The sequence below is a fragment of the Agrobacterium sp. 22-223-1 genome, from assembly GCF_053522385.1.
Map to the genome: position 1 here is coordinate 329,808 of NZ_JBNWCN010000004.1, position 14,712 is coordinate 344,519.

Annotated in this window: 14 protein-coding genes; 2 read left to right on the forward strand and 12 right to left on the reverse strand. The window is 60.5% G+C overall.

Features of this window, described 5'->3' with window-relative positions:
- Positions 1 to 12: 12 nt before the first annotated feature.
- The 3 genes from ACQZ60_RS18990 to ACQZ60_RS19000 all read right to left on the reverse strand — a co-directional run bounded on the left by ACQZ60_RS18990 (position 13) and on the right by ACQZ60_RS19000 (position 3,650).
- A complete protein-coding gene (locus tag ACQZ60_RS18990; protein WP_448735879.1) occupies positions 13 to 1,200 on the reverse strand; it encodes a M20 aminoacylase family protein in 1,188 nt (395 codons plus the stop codon).
- Positions 1,201 to 1,282: 82 nt separating this feature from the next.
- On the reverse strand, positions 1,283 to 2,623 hold the full coding sequence (locus ACQZ60_RS18995) for an LLM class flavin-dependent oxidoreductase (RefSeq protein ID WP_448735880.1): 1,341 nt from the start codon (positions 2,621 to 2,623) through the stop codon (positions 1,283 to 1,285).
- Positions 2,624 to 2,645: 22 nt separating this feature from the next.
- Positions 2,646 to 3,650 carry an LLM class flavin-dependent oxidoreductase gene (locus ACQZ60_RS19000; RefSeq protein WP_448735881.1) on the reverse strand — a complete coding sequence of 335 codons (1,005 nt, stop codon included), beginning with the start codon at positions 3,648 to 3,650 and terminating at the stop codon, positions 2,646 to 2,648.
- A gap of 302 nt (positions 3,651 to 3,952) precedes the next feature.
- On the opposite strand from ACQZ60_RS19000, the gene ACQZ60_RS19005 reads away from it, so the two are divergent.
- A complete protein-coding gene (locus ACQZ60_RS19005; protein ID WP_059753414.1) occupies positions 3,953 to 4,402 on the forward strand; it encodes an RrF2 family transcriptional regulator in 450 nt (149 codons plus the stop codon).
- A 31-nt stretch (positions 4,403 to 4,433) separates the two neighbouring features.
- Here ACQZ60_RS19005 and ACQZ60_RS19010 read toward each other — a convergent pair whose 3' ends face one another.
- From ACQZ60_RS19010 to ACQZ60_RS19040, 7 genes are all read right to left on the reverse strand, one after another.
- Complete coding sequence (locus tag ACQZ60_RS19010; RefSeq protein WP_020808881.1) at positions 4,434 to 5,378, reverse strand: acyl-CoA dehydrogenase family protein; 945 nt, start codon at positions 5,376 to 5,378, stop codon at positions 4,434 to 4,436.
- Positions 5,379 to 5,428: 50 nt separating this feature from the next.
- Positions 5,429 to 5,974, reverse strand: coding sequence for a flavin reductase family protein (locus tag ACQZ60_RS19015; protein WP_003524682.1), 546 nt, complete (start codon positions 5,972 to 5,974; stop codon positions 5,429 to 5,431).
- Positions 5,975 to 6,163: 189 nt separating this feature from the next.
- A complete protein-coding gene (ssuD, locus tag ACQZ60_RS19020; RefSeq protein ID WP_020808882.1) occupies positions 6,164 to 7,333 on the reverse strand; it encodes an FMNH2-dependent alkanesulfonate monooxygenase in 1,170 nt (389 codons plus the stop codon).
- A gap of 167 nt (positions 7,334 to 7,500) precedes the next feature.
- Positions 7,501 to 7,698 carry a hypothetical protein gene (locus tag ACQZ60_RS19025; RefSeq protein ID WP_003524684.1) on the reverse strand — a complete coding sequence of 66 codons (198 nt, stop codon included), beginning with the start codon at positions 7,696 to 7,698 and terminating at the stop codon, positions 7,501 to 7,503.
- Between the two features lie 208 nt (positions 7,699 to 7,906).
- Positions 7,907 to 9,088, reverse strand: coding sequence for a YeeE/YedE family protein (locus ACQZ60_RS19030; protein ID WP_448735882.1), 1,182 nt, complete (start codon positions 9,086 to 9,088; stop codon positions 7,907 to 7,909).
- A gap of 78 nt (positions 9,089 to 9,166) precedes the next feature.
- Positions 9,167 to 10,096 carry a sulfurtransferase gene (locus tag ACQZ60_RS19035; RefSeq protein WP_448735883.1) on the reverse strand — a complete coding sequence of 310 codons (930 nt, stop codon included), beginning with the start codon at positions 10,094 to 10,096 and terminating at the stop codon, positions 9,167 to 9,169.
- Between the two features lie 263 nt (positions 10,097 to 10,359).
- Positions 10,360 to 10,962: an alpha/beta hydrolase gene (locus ACQZ60_RS19040; protein WP_448735884.1), complete on the reverse strand. Its 603-nt coding sequence runs from the start codon at positions 10,960 to 10,962 to the stop codon at positions 10,360 to 10,362.
- Positions 10,963 to 11,360: 398 nt separating this feature from the next.
- Between ACQZ60_RS19040 and ACQZ60_RS19045 the strand changes: the two genes are divergently transcribed.
- Positions 11,361 to 12,431 (forward strand): LLM class flavin-dependent oxidoreductase, encoded by a 1,071-nt coding sequence (locus ACQZ60_RS19045; protein WP_020808888.1) that lies wholly within the window; start codon positions 11,361 to 11,363, stop codon positions 12,429 to 12,431.
- A 60-nt stretch (positions 12,432 to 12,491) separates the two neighbouring features.
- On the opposite strand, the gene ACQZ60_RS19050 is transcribed toward ACQZ60_RS19045, so the two are convergent.
- Both ACQZ60_RS19050 and ACQZ60_RS19055 read right to left on the reverse strand, forming a co-directional pair.
- Positions 12,492 to 13,670, reverse strand: a complete 1,179-nt coding sequence (locus tag ACQZ60_RS19050; RefSeq protein WP_448735885.1) for an acyl-CoA dehydrogenase family protein — start codon at positions 13,668 to 13,670, stop codon at positions 12,492 to 12,494.
- Entirely contained in the window at positions 13,667 to 14,698 is a 1,032-nt protein-coding gene (locus tag ACQZ60_RS19055) for an ABC transporter substrate-binding protein (RefSeq protein ID WP_448735886.1), read from the reverse strand. The genes ACQZ60_RS19050 and ACQZ60_RS19055 overlap by 4 nt, the downstream gene beginning before the upstream one ends.
- Between the last annotated feature and the right edge of the window lie 14 nt (positions 14,699 to 14,712).

Consider the following 14,712-nt stretch of genomic DNA (forward strand, 5'->3'; position numbering starts at 1 on the left):
CTAATTTTCGCGTCAGGAGAGATAGGCTTCCGCCAGCCGCACCCAGAAGCGTGCTGCCGGTGCGATGATCGCGTCGTTGAAATCGTAGTGGGGGCTGTGCAGCGGCGCGCTGTCGCCATTGCCGACGAACAGATAGGAACCCGGCCGCTCCTGCAGCATGAAGGCGAAATCCTCGCTCGCCGTGCGCGGCTGGAACGCTTCGGCAACTTGCCCGACGGCGAAATGCCGTTTGGCGACATCGCGGGCGAAGACCGTCTGAGGAGTGTGGTTGATGACCGGCGGGAAACCGCGGGAATAGGCGACCTCGGCCTTCGCGCCGAAGCTCTCGGCCTGCGCTTTGGCCAGCACCGGAAGCCGCTCCTCCAGCCTGTCACGCACGGCAGGCGAAAAAGCCCGGGCGGTGATCTGAAGCTCGACGCTCTCGGGAATGACGTTGGAGGCGGTTCCGCCATGGATGGAACCGACCGTCAGAACCGCCATCTCGCGCGGATCGACATTGCGCGAAACGATGCTCTGCAGGGCGGTGACGAAGCTTGCCGAGGCGAGAACCGGATCGACCGTCTCATGCGGCGCGGCGCCATGCCCGCCCTTGCCGACGATCCGCACCTTCGCCTTGTCGACGGAGGCCATGGCGGGGCCCTCGACGAAGCCGAACTGCCCGGTGTCGACACCCGGCCAATTATGCAGCCCGAAGACCGCATCGACCGGAAACCGCTCGAAAAGCCGGTCCTTTATCATCGCCCTTGCCCCGGCGCCGATCTCCTCGGCCGGCTGGAAGATCAGCGTCAGCGTGCCGGAAAAATTCGATGTTTCGGCAAGATAGCGGGCGGCGGCAAGCAGGATCGTCGTATGACCATCGTGACCGCAGGCATGCATGACGCCCTGCGTCTGGCTGGCATAGGCAAGGCCGGTTTCCTCGATAATCGGCAGGGCGTCGATATCGGCGCGAATGCCGACGCGCTTGTCGCCATGACCGCGTTTCAACGTGGCGACAACGCCGTGACCGCCGACACCTTCCGTCACCTCATATCCGAACGACAACAGATAGCGGGCAATGAGCGCCGCCGTGCGTTTTTCCTTGAGCGAAAGCTCCGGATGCCGATGGAGATCATGCCGGATGGCGATGCTCTCGTCGATGAAGGCAAGGATTCCCCGTTCGGCGTCGTCCTGCGGACGCGCGCCGTCAATGCGGATATTCATGGTTCTGTCTCCTGCGCGGCTCGCTACGCGCCGCGTCTTGAAATCTGCACCGGGCGGCAATCGTCTCCGCCCGGCTGCAAGCTCAGGCGATGGCCTTGTCCGACCCGTTTTCGTCGCGGGAATAGACGCTTTCCCTGAAAGGCAGGCCGAGATGGTCGCGCAGCGTCGCCCCTTCCAGATGCGGATCGAAATAACCGCGCCGTTGCAGTACGGGGATGACCAGGCGGATGAAATCGTCCAGTCCCTCGGCAATCACCGGGAAGCCCAGAATGAAGCCATCGGCCGCATCGTGCTCCACCCAGCGGATGATTTCGTCAGCCACCTTGTCCGGGGTGCCGATGAAACCTTCACGCGGGGTCGCGGCCTCCAGCGCCGCCTCGCGCAGCGTCTGGTTCTTTTCCTTTGCCCGCCGCTTGATGCGGTCGGTCGTGGAGCGGAAACTGTTCTTGCCGATCTCGCCGAGTTCGGGGAAAGGCTCATCCAGCGGATAGACGCTGAAATCATGATGATCGAAGAAACGGCCGAGATAGGCCAGCGCATCCTCGATGGTGATGAGGTTGCGGATGACGTCGTATTTCGCCTCCGCTTCCTCCTGCGTCTCGCCGACAATCGGGCCGATACCGGGGAAAATCTTCACATCGGCAGCCGACCTGCCCTGCGCGACGGCGCTCTGTTTCACACGCTTCAGGAAAGTGTGGTTTTCCTCAAGCGAAGCGGAATTGGTGAAGACCGCATCCGCGTGTTTGCCCGCAAGACCGATGCCGGCATCGGAGGAGCCGGCCTGGAACACCACCGGCTGCCCCTGCGGCGAACGCTGGATATTGAGCGGGCCTTCCACCTGGAAGAAACGGCCCTTATGGCCGAGCGTGTGGAGTTTGGCGCGGTCGAAGAACTGTCCCGTCTCACGATTGCGCAGGAAAGCGTCGTCGTCCCAGCTATCCCACAGGCCCTTGATCACTTCGAGATATTCGTCGGCAATCTCGTAACGCAGCGCATGTTCGGGGTGGTTGCGGCTGTAATTCTTCGCCGTACCTTCAAGCGGTGTCGTGACCGCATTCCACCCGGCGCGGCCGCCGCTCAGGAGATCGAGCGAGGCGAACTGGCGAGCAATGGTGAAGGGGTCGCTATAGGAGGTCGAAACGGTGCCGGCGAGACCGATCTTCGAGGTCACGGAGGCGAGCGCCGAAAGGATCGTCAGCGGCTCGAACCGGTTGAGGAAATGCGGGATCGACTTGTCATTGATATAGAGCCCATCCGCCACGAAAGCGAAGGCGATGCCCGCCGCTTCCGCCTTCAGCGCGGTCTTCCTGAAGAAGTCGAAATTGACGCTGGCATCCACCGGGCTTTTGGGGTGCCGCCAGGCATTCATGTGCCCGCCGGGGCCCTGAAGCATGATGCCGAAACGGATTTTCTTTCTCGTCATGTCATTCCCTCCTCAGAGAAAATTACGCCGCCCGGGAAAGGCGATGCGTGGCAAGCAGTTCTATCGAGGCAAGCCGCTGATCGGCCCCGACATGCGGTGGCTCGATGATGAATTCCTCGATGCCGTGCTCCCCGGAAAGCGCACGAAGCGCCTTGTGAATATCCTCCGGCCCGCCATGCAGGACGTTGGGTTTTCGCTCTTCGATGCGGTAATCGGTATCGCCGGACTGGCGGGCGAATTCCTCCGCCTGTTCACGCCGGCCGAGGTTGAATGCCCGGCCGTCGCTGAGGAATACCCGGTAGATGCGCTGACCTTCCACCTGTCTCGCAGCATGGGCGGGGTCACTGGCCGCAAAAGCCGACAGGGCAAGGATCGGAGCGCTTCCGCCGCTTTCTTCCCGGAAAGCCGAGAGGCTGCGGCGAAGAACCTCCGCATCGCCATTGAGGTGGCCGGCAAAGACGAAATTCCATCCCCTTGAAGCCGCAAGCCTTGCGCTTTCCGGGCTGGCGCCGAGCAAAAATCGTTCCGCAGAGACCGGCGGCGCAGGTGTTGCCCGCAGCCCGGCCTGTGCGTGGTCCTGCGGCGCGGCGCCGGACAAAAACATGGTGAGTTCACTAAAGGCCGTTTCGAAATCGGGTTTACGGGCAGGATCATAGGCCTGCTGCAAGGCCGACGTCGCCAGCGGCAACCCGCCCGGTGTCTTGCCGATGCCGAGATCGACCCGGCCGGGCGCGAGCGACGACAGCACGTTGAAAACCTCGGCGACCTTGTAAGGGCTATAGTGCTGCAACATGACGCCGCCCGAGCCGACGCGAATGTGGGAGGTCTTCGCCAATATCCATGCAACCAGCGCTTCCGGCGCGGAGCCGGCAAGCTCCGGCGAATTGTGATGTTCGGCCACCCAGAAACGGCGGTAACCCAGCTCTTCGGCGCGTCTGGCAAGATTGATCGTGTCGCGGAATGCACTCGCCGCGTCCTCACCCGTCGGAACCGGGCTCTTGTCCAGCAAACTGAGCGTATACATCATCACCTCGCGTGTCTTTGATGCATACTTTGTCTACCGATTTTATATTCTAATAAAGGATGATCGTTCCACGTTGCAGCGCGATCAGAGAAAATATTGTTTTCAGTGATGTTTTCGGAAGCCGGCCCTGGCAAAGCCATCGGCAAAGCCGAAGGAATGGCCCAAAAAGGCTGCAACAAGCCGTTTTCCGCGCCACACCCGGACGAAACGGGCTTGCGCCGGAATTCGCTAAAAACTACTTAGTAAGTTAGGAATAATATGGCCCGGCGCCGTAAAACGTGCCGACTCTCTTTTCGGATCATGCGATGTTGACCAAAAAAGGCAAATACGGATTAAAGGCTCTTGTCGATCTGGCGCGGTTGCCCCAGGGCGAGACCGCCTTCGTGACCGAAATTGCGACCCGCAACAATATCCCGAAAAAATTCCTGGATACTATTCTTCTGGAGCTGCGCAATAGCGGCATTCTGCGCTCCAAGAAGGGCCCGAATGGCGGTTATTCGCTGTCGAAAATGCCATCCGAAATCATGATCGGGCAGGTCATCCGCACGCTGGACGGACCTCTGGCCCCCATCCGCTGTGCAAGCCGCACGGCCTTTGAAGCCTGTGACGACTGCGATGATCCGGAGACCTGTCAGGTCAGGGTTTCGATGACGGACGTGCGTGACGCCATCGCAACCATTCTGGACAATATGACGCTTGCGCAATTCGTGGCGAAGGACGGGCAGAACGCCCGCTCCATTCCGGCCGGCGAATAGGATTCCGCACGGCCCTTCATTCGAGCTTTGCCTATTGCCTGCGCAGATCGTCGTCCAGCGACGCGATCAGCCCGGCTTCACTGACGCCTTCGACAAGGCCGAGGCGCGCCATCAGGATTTCAAGCGTGATGGCATTGTTGCGAACCGAACGAAAGGTGACGTTTTCCGCTCCCACCTGCGCCGCATCGATATTGGCCGCAAGGCTGGATATCTGCGCCTTCAGGAGTTCGATGGCGAGAAATATTTCGCCTATGACGGGCCGCGCCGCGCCATCGCCGGCCAGCCTGTCGATCAGCAACGCCGAAAGTTCACGCTGCTTTTGCCCCAGTGCCACGGCGGCTTTCAAAAGGGTGGAAACGGAAACGGCCAGATTTCCGGCTCCCTGAGCCAGGAACACCACCTGATCGGCGCGTAACAGACCTTCCCATGACGTATTGGGGCGGTTGCGCAGAACGACAAGCAAAGGCTGCCCGGCCGTGTTGACGGCCGGCACGACAATCCAGTCCGCGTCGCCCCTCACCGACCCCGCAACGTCATCGGGAAGCCGCAGGGCGTAGTCGTCTTCCGTCACCGTAACCGCCTGATCCAGATCCGCGGCAGATATTGCCAGTGCGAAGGTCTCGCCAAGATCGAGACGGGCGAAGAGCGCCTTGCGCTGGTCCTCGCTGCCCGCATTCCTGATGAATTCAAGCGCGGTGAAATGTTCGACGAGATCATGCGCCGCCGCCGCATCGGCTGCGGAAATGATGGCGAGCGCCTGCGAGAGAACATCATTGGTGATGTCCGCCCCGCCCAGTTCCGTTGGAACGGAAAGAGCAAGAAGACCGGAACGGGCGATCCGCGCATGGATTTGCCCGGGACTTTCAACGGCGCAGTTTTCGGCGATCGTCCGGGCAACGGTCAGCACATCGACATCCGCGCCGAGGCGTGGAGGAACGAAACGAAGTCTTTCGCCGAGAGGCGTGACGGATCCCATGCTCAACTCCCTCCAAGAATGACAAAGTGAAAGCGCCGAACGGCCGACGCTCAGTCCAGAGAATGATAACGCCCGTTTTGATAGAGCAGCGAATGGCCGGAGCCGATACGGATCGCCTCCACCTTACCGATGACGATGACATGGCTGTGCCGTTCGATCGTCTCTTCAATGGTGCAATCGATCGCGGCAACAGCGTCTTCGAGAATGGGCGCTCCGCTCGACAGCCGGGTCCATTCCGCACCGCGATACCGGTCCGGGCCCTTCAGGCCGCCGATGCCGGCAAACTGATTGGCGACGAACTGGTGGTTCGCCCCGACGATATTGACGGCGAGATGACCGAAACGCTGCACCACCGGCCATGTGGACGAGGAGCGGTTGAGCGCCACCAGAATGCGCGGCGGATCGACCGACAAAGCGGTGGCCGAGGTCACGGTCGCGCCTGTTCGTTCGTCGCCTTCACCCGCCGTAATCACGCTGACGCCACCGCCCAGTGTTCTCAGCGCCGCCTTGAGGCTGTCGGCATCCGCCGCCTTGCCGGCGACCGGGTCGCGGAGGTTGATGAATTGTTGATCCTTGGCCGCATATTGCAATGTCATCGGGTTGCTCCTGAAAACAGCTGAATTGTTCAATAGCTAGCAGCGGCGGCGGGGGGCGAAATAGACATCGTTTTCCATAATGATAATATTCTATAGAAATAATGTTTTATGTGTCGCCGTCCAATTTCGCCCCGCCGCAAGGATATCTGCCGAAAAGGTGGGAGGCAGAGGTCGCCTCCCGTCGAAGGATCAGGATCCGGACACCAGCTTGACGTTGCCGCCATGACCGCCGCCGCCGAAAACCTGTTTCGCGCCGAAAGAAGATCGTATCTGGTTGCGGGGCCCGCCGAGCCCGATTTCCGGAAACAGCAGTTCGGATAGTCGATAGGCTTCCTCCAGATGCGGATAACCCGAGGCGATGACGGTATCGATGCCCAGCGCCTGATATTCCCTGAGCCGCGCCGCCACCGTCTTCGGCGAACCGACCAGCGCCGTGCCCGCACCCGAACGAACGAGACCGATGCCCGCCCACAAATTCGGAGAGACTTCCAGCCGGTCGCGCCGGCCATTGTGCAGCGCCTGCATTCTCGCCTGCCCGACGGAATCCGAAGCCCTGGAGAAGACCTCCTGAGCAGATGCGATGGTTTCGTCGGAGAGCTTCGAGATCAGCCGCTCGGCATCGGCCCATGCTTCCTCGTCGGTCTCACGCACGATGAAATGCAGACGGATGCCGAAGGTAACCTTGCGCCCCTTTTTGGCGGCGGCGGCGCGCACCTTGGCGATTTTTTCCGCCACCTGCGCCGGCGGTTCGCCCCAGGTGAGATATTTGTCGGTGATACCGGCGGAAAACTCGATGCCGGCATCGGAAGAGCCGCCGAAATAAAGCGGCGGGCGCGGTTCCTGCACCGGCGGCAGCCCGAGTTTCGCGTCCACCGCCTTGATATATTTGCCGTCTAGGCTCCCCTTGCCGGTTTCGATCAGCGAATTGAACACCTGGAAGAACTCATCGGCGTGATCGTAACGCTCGTCATGCGGCAGGAAAATGCCGTCACCGGCCAATTCCTGCGCGCTGCCGCCAACCACGATGTTGAGAAGCAGCCGGCCATGGGAAACGCGATCGAGCGTCGAAGCAAGCCGCGCATAATAGGCAGGCGAAGCGACGCCCGGACGGATGGCGACGAGAAATTTCAGCTTTTCGGTATAGGCGGCGAGATTGGCCGCAAGGATGAAGGATTCTTCGCAGGCGACACCGGTGGGGATGAGCACGCCTGAATAACCGAGCCGATCGGCGGCCTGGGCTATTTCCCGGAAATAGCCGGGATCGGCAGGACGCGAAAGATCATCCGAGCCGAGATAGCTGCCATCGCCTGAGGTGGGTATGAACCACAGAAAATCGAGTGGTTTATCGGATGTGCTCATCGGCAGGTCCTTTGCAATCTGCCCTCGGGCAATGCGCTTGATGATAAAAGGGTAGCCAATTCCCCGGCGCGTTTAAGAAATTTTGTTCCAATTTCCATCCGGCGAGGAGAGTTTCTCTCCCGGATAAACCGCGCTGCGAAGGGAAAAGGAGCCCTCGATGATGGTCGTCAGAAGACCGGATAGAGGCCGAGCATCGCAAAGTTCATTTCGCAAATCTCTTCCCGTTCGAGTTCGAGATCGCTTTTCTCCTGCCTGATGCGTCCGGAATGATCCAGAGGATGAAGGCTGACCTGTTCCTCTTCCCGCGGCTGACGCCGGGTCAAACCGAACAGATCGAAAGTAAACGCATGAAGTCCCTGCGGCATGTGCGCCTCCTTTGCTCAACTCCCCTTATCCTCAGGCGACCGTCCGAAATCGTCAATATTTTCCATAAAATTACTATTCTATAATTGGAGGATCGCCGGCAAATGTGGACTAAGGTTGCGGCGGCGGGAAAAAATCCGTTTCCGACCACCGATAATGGGGCCATCGCCGCCTCATCTGGCGACGGCGGTAATTTTCAGGTGTGCGGCCTCATGGCAAGGCAAACCGGCGCTTGAGAAGAAGGCCGGCAAATGCGCCCAAACCGCAAAAAACAAGAAATACCCAGCCGGAAAGCGCGCCCGCATGGATGCCCGACAGCAGCACGCCAACGGTGCAGCCAAGCGCGGTCATGCCGCCCCAGCCCATCAGCACACCACCGGCAAACCGTGTCGCCAAGCCACCGGCGGAAGGCCATGCGGGCTGAAATTTTCCTGATGAAAGCGCAGACGCGAGACTTGCAAATATCAGTCCCGAAACGAAGAGGCCGTTCGGCGACAGGATCGTCGTTTTAACGGCACTGATGCATCCCCGCACCGTGTCGAGCCCCGCAAGCGTTTCCGGCACCCAGCCCGCCGCAGCCCCTGCCGTTCTGACGATGCTGCCGAGTTCGGCCGTCACCCCGAGCGGTGCGACACGGAAATAGGAAAAGGCGCTGATGGCCGCGACGAGAACCCCTGTGATGACGGGCGGCCAGCGGTCGATGAAAACGCTTCGGAATGCCTGTTGCAGCCGGTTTTCCGGGGCCGCGGTCGCAGAAGCGGGGGCGGCTTTATCGAAAAATAGAACGAGAAGGATCAGAACGATCAACACAGTGCAGGCGATCAGCAGCGCCGGGCCGTATCCCAGATGATGCGGCAACCAGATGGGCCAATCGTCGAAAATGCTGACCGTATAAAGAAAATTCCAGCTCAGAAACGCCAGCAGGAAACCGACCCCCGCTCCCACTATGGCAAGCACGGAACCGAAAGCCCCCTCGCCCAGCCGATAAAAATGCCCTGACAGGCAGGAGCCGGAGAGCGCTGCACCGAAACCGAAGACGGTCGCCGCCACCGCCAGAATCCAGCCGACGGGGCCGATATGCGCATCGGGCGGCAGCCGGCCGGGTTGCGGCACCGGCATCCACGCTGCGGTGACGATCTGGTAAAAAACCACCCCCGCCAGCAGGGCGACAAGAATAGCCACAGCACCGTCCGAACGCCTGCCGTCGATAAAATCGCGAAAATTGCAGAGAAAGCAGAACCGTCCGCGCTGCATCACGATGCCGAAAGCGGCCCCGGCCAGAAGAGAAAATGCAAGCGGCCTGCCATTCTCAAGCAGCTCCAATCGATAAGCAGCAACCGTCACGGCACATAAGATGGCAAGCGCCACGAGGCGGGAAAGGGTCGAGCGCATGGAATACCGGCAATGTCGGAAGAATGGATGCCGGCGCGCCACCCGACGCACCGGCTCACGGATGAAGACAGCTAAGGCTTATTTGCCCGTCCAGACCGTTCCCGTCGGATTGCTGATCGGCACACCGACCGCATTTCCGTACTCGGTCCAGGAACCGTCATAGTTGCGGACATCGTAACCGAGGATATTTTTCAGCGCGAACCAGGTGTGGCTGGAACGCTCGCCGATGCGGCAATAGGTGATGATGGGAGCCGAGCCGTCGACGCCCTTCTCGGCATAGATCGCCTTGATCTCTTCGGCCGATTTGAAGGTTCCATCCTTGTTGACGATTGTGCCCCACGGAACATTGACGGCGCCGGGAATGTGGCCGGCCCGGACGGACAGCTCCTTGACGCCATCCGGCGCGAAAATCTTGCCGGAATATTCATCCGCCGAGCGGATATCCACCAGCTTGATGTTGTGCTTGCCCTCGGCCACCGCAACGACGTCCACAAAGCGCGCCCGGACCGAGGTGTCGGGCTCGGCAAGCTTCAGTTTCGTTTCAGCCGTTGCCGGTGCGGATGTGTCGAAAGGCAGTCCCTGCGCTTCCCAGAGCTTGCGGCCGCCATCCAGCAATTTCACCCGGTCGCCCAGACCGTAGGTTTCGAAAATCCATGCCCCCCAGGCGGCAAACCAGTTGTTGTTATCGCCATATAGAACGATCGTCGTATCGTCACCCACGCCGGCCTTCTGCAGCAGAGACTGGAAATTGTCGCGCGCGGCAATGTCGCGTTTTTCCTTGTCGACGAGATCCGTATGCCAGTTGAGGTTCACCGCACCGGGAATATGCCCGCGCTCATAGACACCCGTATCGACGCTGACTTCAAAGACCCGAACTTTCGGATTATCGAGATTTTCCTTCAGCCAGCCGGCCGTTACCAGCGCTTCCGAAGCCCCAGCCGTGGTCAACGATACCGTCGACAACAACAATCCGCCAAGAGCCGACGTTACAAGCTTGATCCTGGACATTTCCTTACCCCTTTCCCTGATTTGATGACCTATGAAAGGTGACGGCAAAACCGACCGGAGCGAAGAAATGTTTTTCTATATTTTTTATGGAAAATAAATGCGGCCACTCAAAAACAATCTTCAGGCGAAATTCAAAATTATATCGGTAAAAATCATCAATAAAACGCTCAATGGTTGCAAACGATGCCAAAACCAAAAGAAGCAATCAACCAACCCGCACTCATCCCATGCGGCAAGGAAGGCTGGAAAGCCCTAGCCTTTCTCTAAAAATGCGCGTCGCCCAGGGCAGCCAATCTGCGCAGCCGTGATCCGGCCACCGCCTTTGCAGGTGCGCCATCTGCCTTCAACCGTTCGAGAAGAGCATAACCCTCAGGCCATCGTCCGTAGCCGCTGGCAATATTGATATGTCCGACGGCGCCGAGATTGATGAGATCGCTCCCCCACAGGCTCGCACTGCGCGCGAGCTCTTCGCAATCCATATAGGGATCGTTCATGCTGCCCACGACGAGGCTGGGGAAAGCAAGCGGTTGCTGCGGAAACGCACCGAACCGGACGATACAGGGATGCATCGCCTCCACGCGGTCGAGATGAGCGGGTGCGACCAGAAGCACGCCCTTGATTTTGGCGGCCGAGGGGCGAGACGCCATATTCGCCACCAGCAGGCAACCGAGGCTGTGGGCGACGATATAAGCGCTTTCGACTGTCGCCAGCGCGGCCTCGAGACGATCAAGCCAGTCCTCGAGAACCGGGCATTGCCAATTGTCCTGATCGACCAGCCGCGAGTCGGGATCATCCAGCAACCAGTGCCGCTGCCAATGTCCTTCATCCGAACCATTCAGGCCAGGGACAATCAAGGTGGTACACATGCCTGCTCCATGGGTTGTGGGCGGTATGTCGCAAGCATGGTGAATTTCGCGATTTCCGTCGACTATTGCCTTGCTCACCTTTCGAAGCCTCGCGAAAAATCGATCCAGACAATTTCGATCATGCAGAAAATGCGTTCTCAGCGATGCAGATAATGTCGACCAGAGGGAATCATTTCCTCAAATTTTTTATATAGAAAATATGTGCAATATAGTCTTTCCAGACGGAAAGCTTTTCCTCCGCCGCATGACAAAAGAAACGTCGCTGCTTCGCCGGGCCGCCGCCGCTTTGCCATTCTCGCACCTGCGGAGGTTTGCGCCTCCCGTAGGCCCAAGTGGTGAAGGCCAAACGTCAGCAGGGCCACCCACCGCACCATAAAACAAAAATTCAGGCGGATAATGTGAGCAGCACAAGCGAATTTCTCTGGTACATTCCCAACGACGTCAAACCCGGCCACCGGGGCGACGCCGTCAGCGAAGACCACAACAGTCTCGATACATTGACGAGCCATGCCAGGGCGCTTGAAACCCATGGCTGGAAAGGCGCGCTGATCGGCACCGGCTGGGGACGTCCGGATACATTTACGGTGGCGGCGGCGCTTGCGGCCCGCACCACCACATTCGAGCCGCTGATCGCTATTCGTCCCGGCTACTGGAAGCCTGCCAACCTCGCATCCGCCGCCGCCACGCTCGACCAGCTTTCCGGCGGTCGAGTTCGGATCAACATCGTTTCCGGCAGGGATGAGCTTGCCGCCTATGGCGATGAAGAAGGCGATCAGGCGCAGCGTTATGCCCGCACGAAAGAATTCATGCGGCTGGTGCGGCGGCTCTGGACCGAGGAGAACGTCACTTTTAATGGCGATCATTTCCGGGTGACGAACTCCACCGTTTCGCCGCGCATCGCCGTGCGCGAAGGCCGGCCGCATCCCAAACTCTATTTCGGCGGCGCTTCCGAAGCAGCCGAGCAGGTTGCCGCAACCGAGGCCGACGTGCAGCTTTTCTGGGGAGAACCGCTCGCCGGCGTGCGTGAAAGGATCGAGCGGCTGAGAAACTTCAGCGAAAAGCTCGGCCGCGATCTGCCGCCGCTGCAATTCGGCCTGCGGATCACCACGCTGGTGCGAGAAACCACGGCCGAGGCATGGCGCGATGCGGAAGCGAAAGTTGCCGAGATGGCCGCAAACAATGGCGTACGCTGGAACGACCATCTTCAGGCCGTGGCGGTCGGCCAGCGCCGCCTGCTGGATTTGCACCGTCAGAGCGACGTACTGGACGACAATCTCTATACCGCGCCGGGCAAATTCGGCGGCGGCGGGGCCGGAACCACATGGCTTGTCGGTTCGGCGGAAGATGTCGCCGCGTCACTGCGCAAATACCGCGCGCTGGGCATCAGCCATTTTGTGCTTTCCGACACGCCCTATCTCAAGGAAATCGAACGGCAGGGCGACAGCTTGCTGCCGCTGCTGCGGGATTGATGGGCGTGGCTTGAAGATGGGCGGCCCGCCTCGGACAAGGCCGCCCTTTTGCTTCATCGGTCAACCGCCCGCCGCCTTGATGCGCTGACGGCCGAGAATCGTTCGGATCATATGGCTCTGCGGCGCATGCGCCCTTGCCGTTATGGCATCGCGGTGATGGCGCTCAAGGTCGTAGTCCCGGCGCAGGCCGCGATTGCCGCCAAGCTCCAGCGCCAGATCCGTCACCGCCACCGCATTGTCGATGACCACATGGCGAACGGCCAGTGCATCGGTTCCCACCCTCTCCCCCGCATCGACATCGCGCGCGACGGAGAGAAGGAGGCGTCGGTTCGCCGCCAGCAGCACTTCGATCTGGCCGAGACCTTCCTGAATGCGGGGGATGGAGGACAGCGGTGCGCCAAGACTTGCCGGAACATGGCCATTCAGATGGCGCAACAGATCGTCCCGCGCCGAAAGCGCGACACCGTGATAGACGGAAGCCAGCAGCACGAAGAAATTATACCCGTCCGCTTCATCGCGCCGCAGCGGCTCATCCGCCGGCTGCTCGGCGACGATATCGGCAAGCGGCACCTTCACGTCTTCCAGCACCAGATCATGGCTGGCTGTGGCGTACATGCCGGTCGCCCCCCATGCTTTTTCCTGGGCGATGCCAGCCGCATCGAGAGGGACCAGAAGCTGGATGAGGCGCGGCGTCTCTTCCGTAGTCACTGCAAGCACGATCGCCCATTTCAGGCCCGGCAGGCCGGTGACGAAGCTCTTGCGGCCATTGACCACCCAGACATCGCCCTCGATCCGCGCTGTCGTTTCCGGCAGGCCGCCATGGGCCGGCGAACCGACACCCGGCTCCGCCTGAGCATTGTTCAGGAGCGCCGGTTCCCTGCTATTGGCGGCCAGTACCTTTGCAGCAAGTGCTGCCGGCCACTTGCCGCGCCGGATCGCGGCATGAACGCTGTAATGCATGGCAAGGATGAGGGCGGTCGATGGATCGCCCCTGGCAATGGCCGTAATGACGACATGGGCCGTTTCCATGCCCTCGCCCCAGCCGCCATCCTTTTCAGCCGTGACGAGACCCAGCAGGCCGGACTTGAAGAGCACCTCGAAATTACCGGCGGCGAATTCGCCGCTTTTGTCGTGGTCCGCAGCGGTCAGGCTGAAATCCCCGGCCAGCGCGGTTGCAACGGCGGCGGGATCTGGCCGCTGCGCCGGCTCGTTCGCAACGGCGGAAAGTGCAACGCTCATGCCACCGCCCTTTCATTTGCCGTGACGAAACGGTCGTCGATCCAGTCGCCCAGATGGAAGTCGTTTTCAAGGAAGCCCCATTGATGCAGGAAGTCCTTGTAGTGGCCGACGGCACCGACAAGATCGGCATCGAGGCCGAGACCGAGATGGCGGTGAACCTCAGTTCCATTGGCGGCCAGAACCTGTTCCTCCGTCGCGCCGGCCTCGCGCGCGATGAAACGGCGCGTCTCCTCCGGGTGCTGTTCCGCCCATAGCGAGGCCCGGCCAATGGCGCCAACCAGCCGCTGCACCAGATCGGGGCGCTCATCGGCAAGCCGTCCGTCAACCGTCAGCACCCGTGGCGAACCGGAATTGATGCGTATCTTCGGGTCGGGGTGGAAACCGAACTCCGCCACCTGCACCGCACCGATCAGGTTCGCGGCGGCAATACCGGCCGTTCCCTTGACGAAAATCGCATCGACCTCACCCCGCAGCAGTGCGATAATTTCCTCACCGAAGGACTGCCGGCGCTTCAGGCCGAACAACGACGGCCCTTCCTGCGAGGCCAGCACCGAATCCCTGATGACGATGTCCTTAAGCTCGACATCCTCGACCTTCAGCCCTTCCAGCGAAAGCGCCGAAACGATGCCTTTCAGCGCCGTCGCGCGCATGAAATCGACGATGCCTTCCGGTCTGCGCGGCACGCCGAAACGGCGGCCGACGAGATCGGCGAGCGAGCGGATACCGGTCTCTGGCAGGGTGATGATGGCCTGAAACTCATCCGTCCAGGTCACCCCGATAAGGCGCGTATTGCGCCCTTCGGAACGGGCGCGGATGGGCGGCACATTGCCACCGTGGCGGAAGGACCATTCCAGCGTGTGGTTGAAATGGCTCTGCCGGACGGAACGGTCAGGCGAATCGATGATGGATTTCAACGCTATGCCGACCTCCTCGAAGGTCTCGCTTAGATAACCGAGCTGTGCCGCCAGCCCCACCGGGGTGGGCACCGGGCAGCGTGTGTACCAGATTTCAGAAAGTGTCGTGCTCATGGCTTTGGCCTCGA

What these genes read in the sequence shown, in the direction of transcription:
- ACQZ60_RS18990 (WP_448735879.1), bottom strand. Translation starts at nt 1,200, where the DNA reads ATGAATATCCGCATTGACGGCGCGCGTCCGCAGGACGACGCCGAACGG.
- ACQZ60_RS18995 (WP_448735880.1), bottom strand. Translation starts at nt 2,623, where the DNA reads ATGACGAGAAAGAAAATCCGTTTCGGCATCATGCTTCAGGGCCCCGGC.
- ACQZ60_RS19000 (WP_448735881.1), bottom strand. Translation starts at nt 3,650, where the DNA reads ATGATGTATACGCTCAGTTTGCTGGACAAGAGCCCGGTTCCGACGGGT.
- ACQZ60_RS19005 (WP_059753414.1), top strand. Translation starts at nt 3,953, where the DNA reads ATGTTGACCAAAAAAGGCAAATACGGATTAAAGGCTCTTGTCGATCTG.
- ACQZ60_RS19010 (WP_020808881.1), bottom strand. Translation starts at nt 5,378, where the DNA reads ATGGGATCCGTCACGCCTCTCGGCGAAAGACTTCGTTTCGTTCCTCCA.
- ACQZ60_RS19015 (WP_003524682.1), bottom strand. Translation starts at nt 5,974, where the DNA reads ATGACATTGCAATATGCGGCCAAGGATCAACAATTCATCAACCTCCGC.
- ssuD (WP_020808882.1), bottom strand. Translation starts at nt 7,333, where the DNA reads ATGAGCACATCCGATAAACCACTCGATTTTCTGTGGTTCATACCCACC.
- ACQZ60_RS19025 (WP_003524684.1), bottom strand. Translation starts at nt 7,698, where the DNA reads ATGCCGCAGGGACTTCATGCGTTTACTTTCGATCTGTTCGGTTTGACC.
- ACQZ60_RS19030 (WP_448735882.1), bottom strand. Translation starts at nt 9,088, where the DNA reads ATGCGCTCGACCCTTTCCCGCCTCGTGGCGCTTGCCATCTTATGTGCC.
- ACQZ60_RS19035 (WP_448735883.1), bottom strand. Translation starts at nt 10,096, where the DNA reads ATGTCCAGGATCAAGCTTGTAACGTCGGCTCTTGGCGGATTGTTGTTG.
- ACQZ60_RS19040 (WP_448735884.1), bottom strand. Translation starts at nt 10,962, where the DNA reads ATGTGTACCACCTTGATTGTCCCTGGCCTGAATGGTTCGGATGAAGGA.
- ACQZ60_RS19050 (WP_448735885.1), bottom strand. Translation starts at nt 13,670, where the DNA reads ATGAGCGTTGCACTTTCCGCCGTTGCGAACGAGCCGGCGCAGCGGCCA.
- ACQZ60_RS19055 (WP_448735886.1), bottom strand. Translation starts at nt 14,698, where the DNA reads ATGAGCACGACACTTTCTGAAATCTGGTACACACGCTGCCCGGTGCCC.